Here is a 15,283-nt window from a genome sequence, read left to right as displayed (position 1 = left end):
CTGTCCTCCGTTGATGGTTCGGCGTCAGGCTCGGGCCGACGGGGTGGACTGGGATGTGGTGCCGACGGATTCGGCTTCGAGTACGAGTGCCTCGGCCTCGGCGACGACCTCGGAGTCGATGGCGACGCGCGGGCGGCGCAGGAACACCACATAGGTCACCGCGGCGCAGGCCACGTAGAAGGCCATGAAGACCCAGAACGCGGTGGTCGCCGATTTGGTCGAGGCGTAGGACGAGCGCAGCATCAGGTTGATCCCCACGCCACCGAGCGCACCGATCGCGCCGACGAAACCGATGAGCGCGCCGGAGGTGTTCTGCGACCATGCGGCCCGGGCGGCCGGACTGGCGTCCATGCTCTTGGATTTGGCGTCGAAGACCGACGGGATGATCTTGGTGACCGCCCCGTTGCCGATGCCCGATACCACGAACAGCGCGATGAATCCGATCACCAGCGCGACCATCGCGGCACCGCTGGGCACGCCGCCGCTGCGGTCACCCGCGGCGCTCGCCACGGCCACCAGCACCGCGGCCGCGGTCATCGCGGCGAAGGTGTACATGGCGACCCGACTGCCGCCGATCCGGTCGGCCCACTTGCCGCCGTACGGGCGGGCCAGCGAACCGAGCAGCGGACCGATGAACGCGATCTGCGCCGCGTGCAGCGCCGCCTGCGCGACGGTGTCACCACCGGCCTTGAAGCTGATCTGCAGTACCTGGCCGAAGGCGAAGCTGTAGCCGATGAACGAACCGAAAGTGCCGATGTAGAGGAAGGCGATCGCCCAGGACTGCGGCACCTTGAGCGCGGTGATCATGTAGGACAGATCGGCCTTCTGGTTGCGCAGGTTGTCCATGAACAGCGCCGCACCGACACCCGCCAGCGCGACGAGCACCAGATAGAACGCGCAGATCAGCGAGGCGTAGCCATTGCCGAGGGTGGCGATGACCAGCAGGCCGACCAGCTGGACGACGGGTACGCCGATATTTCCGCCGCCCGCGTTCAGACCGAGCGCCCACCCCTTCAACCGCTGCGGGTAGAAGGCGTTGATATTGGTCATCGAGGAGGCGAAGTTGCCGCCACCGAATCCGGCGAAGGCCGCGACGACCAGGAAGGTCGTGTACGAGGTGCCCGGCTGGTTGATGAAGTACAGCGTGAGCAGCGTCGGAACGAGCAGCAGCAGCGCACTGAAGATGGTCCAGTTGCGGCCGCCGAAACGCGCCGTGGCGACGGTGTACGGAATCCGCAGTACCGCACCCACCAGGGTCGGCATGGCGACGAGGAAGAACTTGCCCGCCGGATCGATGCCAAATTTATCGGTGGGCATGAACAGCACCATGACCGACCAGATGGACCACACCGAGAAGCCGACATGCTCTGCGAAAACAGACCAGATCAGATTGCGCTTGGCAATGTCCTTGCCACCGGCCTCCCAGGCCGCGACATCTTCGGCATCCCAATGCTCGATGTTGTGGTTACGCGTCAGCGTGCTCAACAAGGGCCTCCCAAAATCGGTTAGCCCAACGGTAGGAAACGGGTATTGCCGAAATGCTGCCCCAAATGACCGTCAAATCAACGGTTGCTCACGATTGCCGGGGATCCCGGGTGAGTTTCAACGAAATGTTTCGGGCGTGTGACACGGCGGTTTCCGCACGTCACGAACGGCCGACTTGTCGATCGGCAGCCGGTGAGGTGTGACGCGCACAGCATGCGCGCCGTCACACCACCTCGCAACTCGAACGGCGAGATCTTCGCGCCGTTATTTCCAGGTGTCTTCGAGCATGCGCGGTTTGCAGGCCTGCCAGGCACCGACCAGCAGCACCAGCACCGCGACGACGAGCATCGCGAACGGCGCGGCCCAGCCGTCGGTCGCGCTGTGCAGCATGCCGAACAGCACCGGACCGATGCAGGCCACCGCGTACCCGACGCCCTGAGTGAAGCCCGACAGGGCGGCCGAACCCTGCGGGGTCCTGGTGCGCATATTGATCAGCGTCAGCGCCATCGGGAAGGTGCTCGGACCGAGTCCGAGCAGGACGACCCACAGCAGGGTCGCGGTCATCGGCGCGATCAGCAGTCCGGCGAACGCGGTGAAAAAGAAGACGGCGCAACCGACCACAAAGGGAAAGGGATTGTGGAACCGCGCGACGATCGTCGGTGCGGTGAATGCCGAGACCAGACCGACCAGCGCGAACAGCCCGACCATGGTCCCGCCGTACGCGGCGCTCGCGCCCGCCTCGGACAGGATCTTCGGCAGCCAGGTGAAGATCGCATAGGTGGTCAGCGAGGTCATACCGAACATGCCCGCCATGCCCCAGGCCACCGGCGAACGCCACACCCTGCCCTTGGGCTCCTGGGTCCGCGACGGCAGCGCGGTGTTATCGACCCGATCGTGGCCGCGACGGTCCCGCAGCACGCCGATCCACGGCAGTGCGGCCGCGAAGCCGAGCACCGCCCACAGCCCCAGCGAGATCCGCCAGCCGTGCGCCTCGGCAACGGGCACCGCGATCAGCGCGGGCACCACGGTGCCGAGCTGGACCATGGTGATGTACAGCGAGCTGACCACCGCGAGACGATCCGGAAAGTACCGCTTGACCAATGGCGGGATCACCACATTGCCGATGCCCATACCGCCGAGGGCCAGTGCGGAGAAGGTGAGCAGTTCGGCGGTGCCGCCGACCAGAGCCCGGACCAGCATGCCGAATCCGGCCAGCAACATCGCGACCAGCGCCGTGCGCTCCAGTCCGAGTCGGCGCACGAACACCGGGGTGAGCAGACCCGAAACCGCGAACATCAGGGTCGGGATCATGCCGAAGATACCGACGACGGCCGTCGAGTACCCGATGTCGGCGCCGATGCGCTCGGCGAGCGGAGAGAATGCGGTGACGGCGACCCGGAGGGTGAGCGCGGACATCACAATGGCGGCGAGAACGAGCACTCGCCCTTCCGTCAGGGCGCGTTTGCGCCGCTCGACCGGGGTGTATTCCGGGCGAGTCGCAGTTTCCGAGAGAGTCGCAGTCACGGCGAAATCATAGGATGACCCCATGATAGGAGGCAAGGATTTGTGATGGGCGGTACTCTGTTGCCGTGCAACCCGTCCGGCGGACCAGCCTCATTGCCCAGGTAACCGAGCAGCTGCGTGCCGAAATTCGTTCCGGCCGTTGGCCGATCGGCTCCCGCATCCCCACCGAACCGGAGCTCACCGAGCTCACCGGAACCGGTCGAAATACGGTTCGCGAGGGGGTCCAGGCCCTCGTCCATGCCGGGATGCTGGAACGTCGCCAAGGCTCGGGCACCTATGTCATCGCCGCATCGGAGGTCGGTGGCACGCTCGCGAAGTACTTCGCCGATGCGGAGGAACGCGATGTCCTCGAGTTGCGCATGGCACTGGACACCAATGCCGCCGCACTGGCCGCGCGCCGCCGCGACGAGGGCGATATGGCGAATCTGCGACGGCTGCTGGAGGAACGCAGCCAACAGCGTTGGGACGTGGACAATCTCGCGGCCATCGAAGCCGATGTGGAATTGCACCGCGCGATCGTCGTCGCCAGTCACAACGCGGTATATCTGGAGTTCTACGATTCGCTGCTGCCCATTATCGAGCAGGTGATCCGGGCCCGGACCGCGAAATCCGATGACGCCTACGATGCCGAGCACAATGAATTGGTGCAGGCCGTCATCGATGGCGATCCGGAGCAGGCCGCCCAGGCCGCGCGCTGCTTCCTCGGCTCGCTCATCGCGGAATATCCGGATCGGTAGAATCCTGGTCGGATGACCGACAAATCCGGCCGGTTCCGACGCCGAGCGCCAGGTAACCAACTGGTCACCAACCGACATCCCGGTGTGTGAGTCCGATTTGCCGCGAACGTCACCGAGCGCCATTCACCCGCAACAACCGGCTCCTACCTTTGTCTCGACCGTAGCTCGGCAACCCACCGAGCCAGATCGAGAGGAAGCCGATGACCGCCGCAGTAGCTGCCACCGGCCAGCAGTCGGACACCCCAGCGTTCACGCACCAGAAAAAGGGGCGCTGGTTGGATCACTGGGAGCCCGACAACACCGAATTCTGGGAATCGGGCGGCAAACTCACCGCTCGCAAGAACCTCATCTTCTCCGTCTTCGCCGAGAATCTCGGCTTCAGCGTATGGGTCATCTGGGGCACCGTGGTGACCAGCATGGGCCTGGCGGGATTCGACTTCCTTGCTGGACTCGGCAAGGGCAACCCGACCGCGGTCAGCAACGCCCTGCTGCTGACCTCCACCCCGACGATTGTCGGTGCGGCACTGCGCATTCCGTACACCTTCGCGATTCCGAAGTTCGGCGGGCGCGCGTTCACCGCGTTCAGTGCGGCCATGCTGCTCATCCCGACGCTGGGCCTGGCCTACTTCGTCAACCAGCCGGGCACCCCGATGTGGGTGTTCATGATCCTGGCCGCACTGGCCGGCTTCGGCGGCGGTAACTTCTCGTCCTCGATGGCCAATATCTCGTTCTTCTTCCCGGAAGGGAAAAAGGGTGCGGCCCTTGGCATCAACGCCGCCGGTGGCAACCTCGGCGTCGCGCAGACCCAGCTGGTGCTGCCGCTGCTGATCACGCTCGGCACGCACATCATGGCCAAGGATGCGGCGGGCTACCGCTTCGGCATCACGCTGTCGGTGCTGGTCTGGATCCCGTTCATCCTGGTCGCCCTGGTCGGTGCACTGCGCTACATGGACAGCATCGGCACGGCCAAGGCCGACGGCAAGTCCTACAAACTGGCGCTGACCAATAAGCACACCTGGGTGATGTCGTTCCTCTACATAGGCACCTTCGGTTCGTTCATCGGCTTCTCCTTCGCCTTCCCGACCCTGATCAAGGCCAACTTCCCGGATCTGGCCAAGATCGGCTGGATCACCACGCTCGGCAACCTCGCCTTCCTCGGCGCGCTGGTCGGGTCGTTCAGCCGTCCGTTCGGCGGCTGGATCTCCGATAAGGTCGGCGGCGCCAAGATCACCATCTATGTCTTCAGCGGTATGGCGGTCGCCTCGGTGCTGATCATGGCCGGACTGAAGGCGAAGAGCTTCCCGCTCTACCTGGTCGCATTCCTGCTGCTGTTCGTCCTGACCGGCATCGGCAACGGGTCGACCTACCGGATGATCCCGTCCATCTTCAATGCCGAAGCCAAGAAGTACGCCTCCGAACACGGCCTCGACCTCACCGACGCGACGGCCTCGGCCAAGCGGCAGGCCGGTGCCGCGATCGGAGTCATCGGTGCGATCGGTGCCTCCGGCGGCTACCTGCTCCAGCAGGCACTTCGCTTGTCCAACATCAACTTCCACAGCATGAACCCGGCATTCTGGGGCTACACCGGGGCCTTCCTGGTAATGGCCGCGGTCACCTGGTTCTTCTACCTGCGGTCCTCGTTCGCCGTATCCCGCGTACCCTCGCTGGCCTACGCCAACGTGTAACCGCCTGCGCCGCCTGCCTTTCGGCCGAACCCACGATCGGCAGGCCCGGCACGATTGCCCCCGACCCCCCTCCGGGCCAGCAGCCGCGCCACAGATAGACCCGAATGCCGCGCCGGGAGAGGTCCCCCGGCGCGGCATTCGGCATCGCGAACGTCATACCCGCGCGGCGAAGTCGAGCCGCACCGCACCGCACCGCACCGCACCGCACCGCACCGCACCGCACCGCACCGAAGCGCGTGCCACGCAAGCTACTTCGCCGCAATCCCGTGACATCGCCGATCCATGGACTGGCGAACCTTTGCCGAGGCACACTTTGTGTAGCAACGACGTTCGGCACCGAGGGCCGCGCGCGGGGGCGAGGGCGGGGACAATATGAGAATTCGGCCGCGGCAGCAACTGCTCGACCTCTGGCGAGCCGTGCTCGCCTATTCCTATCGGGATGAGAAGTGGATCTGGGGCGGGCGCGACGGCGCCAACTCGATCAGCGACGCCGAACAGCTGCTGTGTCTGCTGTACCCGGCGACCGAGATCGATGCGTTCGCACTCCATCAGCCCGACGAGATGGCCACCGACGCGAAGACAGCCCTCGCCCCGTTCGGGGCGCAGACCCGCATCGGTGGTGCCCTGGTGGGACTGCTCGCCGACTACCTCGAGCGCTACACCGGCGCCGACGGCCAACCGATCTTCGCCGCAGGCAGTTACCTGCATGCTGTCGACGAAAGCCCGCCCAGCGATGCGCAACTGGCGCTCGAGGTCGTCGACTCCTATTCGATGTCGCTGAGCCTGTGCATCGCATCGCTGCGCTTTCTGCGCGGCTTCTACCGATTCGTCGGCGGTGAGGTGCGGATGGAGGCCAGGCGGCTGCACGAGTCGATCCCCCTCGTGATCGACAAGGTCAGCACTCGACTCACCGCCGCGATGGCGGGCCTGGTGCGCAGCTTCGTGATTCACACCCCGGACCCGACAACGACTGCGGGACAGGCGATCCTGCATATGATCAACCAGAGTCGCGCACCGGCCGACGATGCCCTCGCACGGCTGTCGGCTCGGCTGGAGCAGCTGCGGGTGCGGGCCGCCAACGAGGTCGAGCTCGGTCAGCCCACCGAGATCGACATAGCCGACGACCAGCGACTGTTCGAATGCGGATGGAGCTGGGGCATCGTCCACACCGCCGAGCCGATCGACTTCCTACCCGGCCACGTGGGCGCCGCGACCGGCCTCGCGGAACCCCGCCCCCACCTGTACTTCACCGCAGTGGCCCTGGACGGCATCGCCGACCTGTCGTCCCAGCGTATCCGGGAACTGGACCTGCTCACCGATGAGCAGCGCCAGCTCGCCGACGCGTTGACACTGCGCGTCGAACTCACCCGCAACTACTGGTCTACCGTGGCCCGCTTCGGTAGCGGCCGTTGGCCAGTGGAGGACATCCCCTGGCGCACCTCCGACGGCGCGGAATCGGACTACTTCAGCCTCGCGGTCAGCGCCGTGCTCATTCAGGACCTGGTCTACCGCGACAGCACCGAGGATCTGGCACGCACGGTGGCGGTATTCGATCAGCTGGCCCGCCGCGGCCGGATCACCAGTCGGCTCACCTCCGGCGACCCGGCCGCAACCCTGCACTATCCCGGCGTGCGGATGCGCTTGGCCGGTAGCGAGAACCTCAGCGGCGCACCCCAATTGGAGTGGTACGTGCCCGATTTCGTGACGATGATGCTCAAAGGCTGTCTACAGGCGGCACGCCTGCGCACCGATATCGACACCCGCGACCAGCTGATGGCGCTGGCCGAATCGGCCATGGACCACATCGACAGCCGCGTGCTGCGAGACGGCCCCGCCCTGGGACTGTGGGACGCCCCCGGCTGCCCGCTCGACGCCACGAACCCCGTCTCTCGAGGCCCGTCCTGGTTCGTCACCGAGCGGGTGATGGAGTGCCTGGTAGCCGCGTACGACACCTTCAGCACACCCCCGCTGGCACCGAAGTCCATGGTCTCCCGCGCGGTGGAACTGCTCAGCGAGGCCGAACATCTGCTCAACCAGGAGAAGCTCGAGGTCGAAGGCGATGATCTGTCCCCGAGACAAGTGGCGGTCAGCCGGATTCAGCAATCACTCGACCGCGCCCGCCGGGTGCTGAACGAGCGCCCCGGAACCGCCTCTAGCCTGGCGACCCAGGCACTGACCCAGCTCGATGAGCTGGCATACGCGCGCCACGACGCGACGCGGTGAGGGCGGAATTGTGCTGGTGTTCTCCACCTCCGACAAGGGCGGCGCCGGACGCTCGGTGACCAGCTGCAACATCGCTTACCGGCTGTGTCTTTCCGGGCGCAATGTCGCCTATGTCGATTTCGACTTCGGCTCCCCTACCGCTGGCGCGCTGTTCGAGATCGGCGCCATGGAACGCGGTACGACAACCGGCGGCACACATTCCTATCTGCTCGGCGAGTGCGGCACCGCCGCCGGCGTCGACGTCGGCCGGGCCACGGACCGGACGGCGCTCGCGCGCGTCGGTCCCCGGTCCGGCCGACTGGTGCTGTTTCCCGGCGACGAGGGCGGTGCCGAATTCCTCGCCTGTGATGACGCGATGGTGACGCGCTGCGTAGAGCTACTGGTGAGGTTGGATCAGGAATTCTCGGTAGTGGTCGTCGATCTCAGCGCAGGTCGGTCGATCGCGCTCGAAATCGCCTTGAACGCAACAGCGCAATTGCGGCAGCACACCGTGCGCTGGCTGATCTTCCACCGCTGGACCCGCCAGCACATTCTGGCCGCCTCCGGGTTGGTGTACGGCCCGAACGGGCTGTTGCAGACCGGCGCCATATACGGCCACGACCGAGACGAACTGCTCGGCTCGCTGCGCTACGTGCGAACGGCCGTACCCGCCACCAACTCACACCTCAGCGCCCAGCGCGCGGCCCAAGCGGCGTGGCTGCAGGAGCAGGACGCCGCGCTGCGGCGCCTCGCCACTGCCTGCCGTCTCGGCACGACCGCGGTCCTCGGCGCAACCCCGACAGAGCCGGTGCTGCAGTGCCGCGAACAGCTGATACTCGACAGCGACGTCAATGCCCATATCGCCAACATCGAGACCGCGCAGGCATACATCGAACTCGCCCGCCGTCTGATCGACATCGCCACCTGGGAGGGACTCTGATGCGTGGAGCGCAAGGATACAGCGAAGCGACCGATCGGCCGCAGATCACGCGGATCCCATTGTCGCACTTGTCGATCGAGGTCGGACACTTCGATCCCAACGATATCGCCGACGACATCGACCAGGTGAAGGCGGAGTTCGGCCGCCTCGTCCCGCTGGTGGCGGCGTTCAACGAATCGGCGCGGATACAGTTCGGCCCCGGCGCACGGGTCAGCACCTGCCACCTGATCGACGACTACCTCCAGCCCGACACCGACCCCGCCGACATCCTCGGAAAGCTCCTGGCAGCTGCCGACGAAACCGGTTTGACCATCGACTATCTGGCGCGCGAATCCGGCTGCTGGCAGACCTCGCCGTTCCTCGGCGGCGTGCCGTCGGGCGAGCCGATTCCGGTGGCCGAGATGGTGGCCGCACGCATCATCGCCGAGCCGGTGCCGCCGGATACCGGCCGCCGCCCGCCCATGGCCGAGTCGGGCTGGCTGTGCAACGGCCGCCGATCCTCGGAGCACGAACCCGTGCAGGCCATGCGCGCGCGGTCCTACCGGCCGCCGGAGCAGTTCGGACGCCGCGAACACTCCATCTTCCTCGACGTGCAACTGTGGAGCAGGCAGATCGTCGACGGGGTCGCCGAGACCCGATGGTCGTGCCCGTTCCTGGTCGCCGTCTGGCAGCTACTGCGGCTGGGGATGCTGCGCTATCACGGTGAGCCCGTGGTGGATCCGCAACTCTGGCGTGGCGAACCGTGGCCGCGGCGCTGGCACGAGGTACCGCCCGTAGTGCAGGTCAATCCGGCCGCCCAACCGTTCGCGGCCTACCGGACGCTGTCGATGCTGCCCAAGCGCTACATCGGCATCGAGCACTCGGTCCGACTGGTGCTCGATCATCTGGATCTGGACGACGACGTGGTCACCCAGATCATCGACAGCGCGGCCAACGACCAGGTACCGGTGACGGTGTCACACAAAATCAGCGACCGGTTGTCCCACCTGCTCTTGGACGGGTCCTGAGATGGCCGTCCCGCTGGTGGTGCTCGGCGAGATTCGCACGTGCCTGCTACCGTCCGCGACCGCGCTCACCCAGGCGCAGGCCCGCGAGTTGCTGGCCCTGATGCCGGGCAGCGCCGTGCGCTGGCGGGAGCGGCCGGGCAGACTTGCCGTTTCGCCGACCATCGCGGTCGGCGTCGACTGCGACTTGGCCCTGGGCGAGCAGGTCGCGCGCATTGTCGGCACGGTGGCGACCAGCATCGTGCTGATGGGCGGCCGCGTGCTGCAGTCCTCGGCCCGCACCCGGGTGGTGCGGGCCGAGGAGAAGCGGCGAAGGACGTGGTCGCACTACGTCAGCCAGAAGGGCGTCACGGAGGTCATCAGCCGTATCCCGGATAGCGCGACGGCCGGAATCGCTTTTGCCGAGGGGTACCTCACCGGACCGGTCGACGGCGACACCCTGGACTTGGCCTCGATCAGCGAGCGCCTGTTGGCCCGGATCCGCGCCGACGCCCGGCTGGACCAGGATCCGCCCGTGCGGACGCGCACCACCCGGCTGCGCTGGACCGCGAGCATCGGCGGCAATGCTGGCCCCCGGGCGGAGTTGCACCTGGACGACGACAGTATCCGCTCGATCCGGCTGATTGTGCGTCACGAGGCAGATCTCGGTGCGGCACAACGATTCTGCGAGGATCTGGCCGCGCACGACTGGCTGCTGACCGTACTCGCCGAGGCCCTCGACGAGGCGGACCGATTCCCCTCGCACAGCCCGGAGCGGATGAACACCCTCGCGCCGGTACTCGAACACCTCGCGGGATTGTGGATGCCGGGCGGACATGCCCCCGCGCAGTTGCGTGCGCTGTGGAAGGAGTTGCAGGCCGAGCCCGGCTTCTCCCGCCAGTGGACCACGCTGGTCGCCAGACTGCGCGACACTATGGCGGTGGCAACGCTGGAGGCCTTGCGGCACAAAGTTTTCTGGTAGGCAACCGCGCCACCCGATACCCCCGATGCCGCGCCGGATCGAATGCGCCAGCACGGCATTCGGCTTGTTCGATCCCGAGTCGGGCTCGGTCCGCGAATCCCATTGCTATGGTGGGTATCACGCCGAGCGGGCATGCGGCGTAAGGGGGCGCTGCGCATTGGATATTTCCAAGGGTCTGGGGGAACCGGTGTTCCGGGCCGCGAGGCTGGCGGATCTCGACGATATCGCTCAGCTCGAACGAGAACACTTCGGCGACCTGTGCTACCAGTACGTCGTACTGCGGCAATTGTTCGATCTACACGGATCGGAGTGGGTGGTGGCGGAGGTCGGTGGCAGAGTCTGTGGATACGCGCTCGTCGGAGTCGGTAACCGCCGGCGCGGCTGGGTAATCGGCCTGGCGGTCGCGCCGAAATACCGACACCGCGGCGTCGGACGGGCATTACTGGAACGAGCCGTATCCAGCTGTCGCAGCGCCCTGGCGGATTCGGTGTACCTCACCGTGCGGCCGACCGATCAGCGCGCGGTAAACCTGTACAAGACTTCAGGATTCCACTGGGCCGGGCACGAAGGACGATACTTCGGCGACGGCGAACCACGCGATGTGCTGGTGCACACCATCGAATGCCAGCCACTCGGCGCGCCGTTTCCCGGACCCGACGACAAGCGCTGGCTCAAGGGCGGCCGCGCGCCCGATTGATAGTCGAATTCCATTGGTATGGTGGATATCACGTCGCTCTCGACGGTAGCACCCTGGGGGGAATTACCACATGACCGAATATGCCGGCCTGGCACAGCTTCCACATGCGATCATGTCGATCACGACACTGATCGACCGGCACGCCGACCGCTACTATGCGGAAGAGGTTGCCGAACACTTCGACCGGACCAGGCCCGAATCCGAACGACCTTCCGAAGAATTTCTCCTCGACCTCTTCAACGACCACGTCGAAAAGCTGCTCGACTATGAGGAGGCCAAGAAGATTCCACAGCGCCGGGACAGTCTGGTGTTCGCCCACATCTATACGGCGGCCGAACGGCCCACGGCCGACGGCGACGACTCGGAGCACCCACCGATCGCAGTGCTGACCGCGCTGCTTGCGGCCGAATTCGAATTCCGCGGCCCGCGGCGACTGAGCCGGATTCAGAATATGCGTCTCGCCGAAACGTACGAGGACCTCGGCCGGAGCCTGATCGCATCGGATCTGCCCGAACACGCCGCGCTGGCATTCAAACGCGCCGTTGGCCTGCACCGGCTCGAGGAGGATTTCGACGCACAGGACCGCTGCGGGCTCGCGCTGGCGCAGGCCCGCTGCCGCTCCATCTCGCCGACCTGGCGTCGAATCCCGTATTGGACCTTGGAAGTCTTGTGCGGCTATGGTTTTCGGCCGTTCCGACTGCTCTTCTGGATCGCCGCGATCCTGCTGATCGGTACGGTGGTGCTGCGCCTGACCGATAGCCTGCCGATCGCGACGACGCTGCACATGTGCCTGATCAACTACCTCAACCCGCTGGGCCGAGGCGACCTCGACGACGTCAAGGGTGCCGGACGCACCCTGCTGATCGTCGAGGCCTACTGCGGGCTCGTATTCAACTCGCTGTTCTTCGCACTACTGGTGCGGCGATGGTTCCGTATCTGACACCGCCCCCTGCCCTAGTCGGGGGAGTAGTCCTTGGTCTCGGCCCTGCGCTGCGCCGCATCCAGGGCCGCCACCAGTACCCGGTTGCGCACCTGGTCGATCAGCCCCTGTCGGTCCGCGGTGAAGTCGGGGTCTTCCTGCAACTGCGCCCACAGGACCCGCAGGGGCCGAGGCGTATGCGCGCCGGGCACCCACAGGTGTGCCAAATGGTGTAGCACGGGGGCCAGCACCGCCACCGACTCGTCGCTGCCCGGGTCGAAGAGATCGGACTGCACCAGGGCTGCCGCTATGACGGTCAGCAGCCAGTCGTGCACCGCGAGATCCTCACAGAACCACTGCGCCTGCGCCAGCTCATCCTCATCGCGCACGGTGAGCAGCACCGTGCGAACCGTATCGTTCTGCAACCGGAAGGCCACCCGCGGCCGTTCGACGGCATCGATCCGCACCGCCCAGCGCAGCTGGGTCGTCCCCGTCTGCAGGGGTACGTTCTGATCGAGATGAGGATTCATGCGGACGCGACCGAGCAGCCGGTTGACGATCGACGCCAGATCGAGCGTGCCCGCCGGTGCCGCGCCGGCGGCCAGGAAGCCTTCGGCGAGCCGGGCGCCGGTCTCGGCGTTGACCTTGGAGATCACCTCTATCACTCCGGGCTTGCTCAGATAATGAGACCAGTTCCGGCGCTGATCGTTGCCGGCCCGCACCACACTGGACCATGCCGAACTCTGCAGCACCCGCCCACCGACGACGACCGCGCGGGTCGCGACCGTCCCGATTCCGCGCACGCTCGGGTGCGCCGGGGCGGCCAGCAAGCAATCCACTCCCTCCGCGGTGGTCGGCGAGACGGCCAGCGACATCGGCCGCTCCCGCCACAGCATCGGGCGACCCGGCATCAGCTCGAGCAGTCCCTCCAGGTCATCGCGCGACCACGGGGTGGCGGCGGGCAGGAGACAGGTGTCGATCTGCCCCAGCGCGATCAGCGGGCCCGAGGGGAGCACCGGCATGCGCGGCTGCGCCTCGGCGGCGCGGACGAGTAGCCGCACGGCCCGCCCGCGCCGCCGCTCCCGATCGAGTGGCGTCGCGCGAACCGCACGGATCCGGCGTGCGGCCGTCGCATTCGATTCGGTCACCTCAGGACCCATCCAGCAGGAAATGGGTGAGGCGCTCGGTCACCTTGGGCGGCACGATGATTCCCTCTTCCAGGCCCCGCTCGACGATCTGCTCTATCACCTCGGCATCGAGCTGGACATGGTCCAGGATTACCCGCACAGCATGCTCGATACCCAAATATCGCTGCGGCAGCAGCGATAAGGACCGGTAGGCTGCGAAGGGTTTCGCCCGCGGATTCAGCTGCAGCACCGCAGGCATCTCCCACCACCGGGTCGGCCACCCGTCGCTCGGCTGCCACAGCTGTGGTTCGACCACCGGCTGTCCATTGAAGCGCAGCATTCCCAGGCGCAGCAATTGCCAGATCGAGGCGAGATACGGACATGACCATTTGATGGATACCTCGTCGCGCCCGTTCACCTTCCGAACGTACGAACTCCACATCTGGACATCCAGAAAAATAGAATGCTCGCGACGACCGAACTCCTCGGGTGGCACATAGGGTTCGTCGTGCAGCGCCTGCCCGCCGGAATCATCGGAGGCACGGCGACCATTGCACAGCCAACCGGATTCAGCGGTGGGCGGCCTGCGACCGTTGGAACCCTCGGGCGGCTCGGCAACGATGCGCGACCGGACCATCTCGGCCAACTTGATGCGCGGCGTGCTCGCAGCACTGTCACCCGTTTCCGGGACCTCCCAGCATCCCGCCTCGCGGGCGAGATAGTCGATGGTCAGGCCGCACTCATTCGCGTTGCGCAGCAACTTGTCCAGAATCTCGGCGGGGTCGGTGTCGGACCGAAAATAGTCGTCGACCAGAAAGCAGGTGCTGACCCTGGCCCGCGGTCCGAATTCGTCCTTCGCGGCCTCGGTGAATGCCCGGACCAGCGGAACGATCCGGCGAAACTGCGCCCGAATCCTTTCCTCGCCATTGCTGAGGTCGTTCATGTAGAAATGTCCCACCTCGATGGATAAATGGGACAGCGGTACCTTGGCGACCCGCGTGCGCTCGGTCGCCTCGATGTAGCCCGGGACATTATCCACTGTGCTCGAAATCCCTTTCCAGGATGTTGTTCTCGAGAGCCGTCGGTTCAGACTGGCTTCCAGCTCGCGGGGTCGAGCACGCGATCGGCTAGCTTTTCGAAAGCCTCGACGGTCGCCCGGTTGGCGATTTTTCTATCCACATCGATATCCAGAATCAGCTGCTCGCGCCATTGCAGGATCGGTTCGACCGGTGTCTCCCCGAGCAGCGCGCTCGCGCCGACCTTGTTCGTCAGTGCCAGGCGCTTCAATTCGGTGTGTTGCTCGTGCAGCCATGCGGCCTGCGGCCCTGATCCCTCGGTCTCGTCGTTCAGAACCGGCACCGCGGTGCGTATGTATCGGACCCGGTCCAGTAATGCATCCGGATCGTGCCCGACCCGCTTACCGCCGTCCAACAAGCCATGCTCGCCGCGCACCAATCCGTGCGCCGCGATGATGTGCTGGCGGGTCCACCGATGAAATACCAACCAGCGCACCATCCGTTCGGCGAGCTGGGGTAGCGCGGTCGCCTTCAGTGCGAGCTCCATGGCCACCGAGCGACCCGCGCTGAGGTCGACGAGGCACACATCGAAACTCTGATCCACCTCCAGCAGCAGCTGGGCGCATTTCGCGACGATGCCGTCGTCGATCTGTTTGAACTCCGCGCCACCGGAATCACCGGGCAATAGGACCAGCTTGCCCGTCCTGGTTCGCAATTTGCGCAGTTGGTGACGATCGGTGCTGTCCCGCACGTCGATTCGGGTGGCTACCCCGGTTTTCCCCTGCAGATACGAATGCAGCCCCGCATTGTCGGGGACCCCCCGCTCCGCGCCACTGATCTCGAACAACGCACCCGCGGTCGGCGAGCCGAAGTCGAAGTCCAGATAGGCGACTCGCTTACCCCTGACGCACATGCGGTAGCCCAGATTGCAGCTGGTTACCGAACGGCCGGTGCCGCCCTTGTCCGAAGTCGCGAACACGATCATG

13 protein-coding genes are annotated in these 15,283 nt (G+C 65.9%); 8 read left to right on the top strand and 5 right to left on the bottom strand.

Going from position 1 to position 15,283, the window contains the following annotated elements:
* Nucleotides 1–24 precede the first annotated feature (24 nt).
* Together ACQP0C_RS08940 and ACQP0C_RS08935 are read right to left on the bottom strand one after the other, a co-directional pair.
* The gene (locus ACQP0C_RS08940; RefSeq protein WP_433732361.1) at nt 25–1,488 is read right to left on the bottom strand and encodes a nitrate/nitrite transporter; all 1,464 of its coding nucleotides are present in this window, start codon (nt 1,486–1,488) and stop codon (nt 25–27) included.
* 261 nt (nt 1,489–1,749) lie between these two features.
* Nucleotides 1,750–3,009 (bottom strand): CynX/NimT family MFS transporter, encoded by a 1,260-nt coding sequence (locus ACQP0C_RS08935; RefSeq protein WP_433732359.1) that lies wholly within the window; start codon nt 3,007–3,009, stop codon nt 1,750–1,752.
* Between the two features lie 65 nt (nt 3,010–3,074).
* On the opposite strand from ACQP0C_RS08935, the gene ACQP0C_RS08930 reads away from it, so the two are divergent.
* From ACQP0C_RS08930 to ACQP0C_RS08895, 8 genes are all read left to right on the top strand, one after another.
* On the top strand, nt 3,075–3,746 hold the full coding sequence (locus ACQP0C_RS08930) for a FadR/GntR family transcriptional regulator (protein ID WP_433732357.1): 672 nt from the start codon (nt 3,075–3,077) through the stop codon (nt 3,744–3,746).
* Between the two features lie 200 nt (nt 3,747–3,946).
* Nucleotides 3,947–5,431, top strand: coding sequence for an MFS transporter (locus ACQP0C_RS08925; RefSeq protein WP_433732355.1), 1,485 nt, complete (start codon nt 3,947–3,949; stop codon nt 5,429–5,431).
* A 372-nt stretch (nt 5,432–5,803) separates the two neighbouring features.
* Nucleotides 5,804–7,654, top strand: a complete 1,851-nt coding sequence (locus tag ACQP0C_RS08920; RefSeq protein WP_433732353.1) for an SCO2524 family protein — start codon at nt 5,804–5,806, stop codon at nt 7,652–7,654.
* Nucleotides 7,617–8,573 carry an SCO2523 family variant P-loop protein gene (locus ACQP0C_RS08915; RefSeq protein WP_433732351.1) on the top strand — a complete coding sequence of 319 codons (957 nt, stop codon included), beginning with the start codon at nt 7,617–7,619 and terminating at the stop codon, nt 8,571–8,573. Before ACQP0C_RS08920 ends, ACQP0C_RS08915 begins: the two co-directional genes overlap by 38 nt.
* Entirely contained in the window at nt 8,573–9,580 is a 1,008-nt protein-coding gene (locus ACQP0C_RS08910; protein ID WP_433732349.1) for an SCO2522 family protein, read from the top strand. The genes ACQP0C_RS08915 and ACQP0C_RS08910 overlap by 1 nt, the downstream gene beginning before the upstream one ends.
* 1 nt (nt 9,581) lies before the next feature.
* Nucleotides 9,582–10,538 carry an SCO2521 family protein gene (locus ACQP0C_RS08905; protein WP_433732347.1) on the top strand — a complete coding sequence of 319 codons (957 nt, stop codon included), beginning with the start codon at nt 9,582–9,584 and terminating at the stop codon, nt 10,536–10,538.
* A 25-nt stretch (nt 10,539–10,563) separates the two neighbouring features.
* On the top strand, nt 10,564–11,235 hold the full coding sequence (locus ACQP0C_RS08900; RefSeq protein ID WP_433732345.1) for a GNAT family N-acetyltransferase: 672 nt from the start codon (nt 10,564–10,566) through the stop codon (nt 11,233–11,235).
* A 70-nt stretch (nt 11,236–11,305) separates the two neighbouring features.
* A complete protein-coding gene (locus tag ACQP0C_RS08895; RefSeq protein WP_433732343.1) occupies nt 11,306–12,175 on the top strand; it encodes a hypothetical protein in 870 nt (289 codons plus the stop codon).
* 14 nt (nt 12,176–12,189) lie between these two features.
* Here the strand turns inward: ACQP0C_RS08895 and ACQP0C_RS08890 are convergent, their stop codons facing one another.
* The 3 genes from ACQP0C_RS08890 to ACQP0C_RS08880 are packed head-to-tail and all read right to left on the bottom strand — an operon-like array spanning nt 12,190 to nt 15,282.
* Nucleotides 12,190–13,302 (bottom strand): SCO2521 family protein, encoded by a 1,113-nt coding sequence (locus ACQP0C_RS08890; RefSeq protein WP_433732342.1) that lies wholly within the window; start codon nt 13,300–13,302, stop codon nt 12,190–12,192.
* Nucleotide 13,303: 1 nt separating this feature from the next.
* Nucleotides 13,304–14,320, bottom strand: a complete 1,017-nt coding sequence (locus tag ACQP0C_RS08885) for an SCO2522 family protein (RefSeq protein ID WP_433732340.1) — start codon at nt 14,318–14,320, stop codon at nt 13,304–13,306.
* A 47-nt stretch (nt 14,321–14,367) separates the two neighbouring features.
* Nucleotides 14,368–15,282 (bottom strand): SCO2523 family variant P-loop protein, encoded by a 915-nt coding sequence (locus ACQP0C_RS08880; protein ID WP_433732338.1) that lies wholly within the window; start codon nt 15,280–15,282, stop codon nt 14,368–14,370.
* Nucleotide 15,283 lies beyond the last annotated feature (1 nt).

Origin of the sequence: Nocardia sp. CA-129566 (genome assembly GCF_050956075.1) — a bacterium.
Lineage (GTDB): Bacteria > Actinomycetota > Actinomycetes > Mycobacteriales > Mycobacteriaceae > Nocardia.
This window is presented reverse-complemented; position numbering and strand designations above follow the sequence as displayed.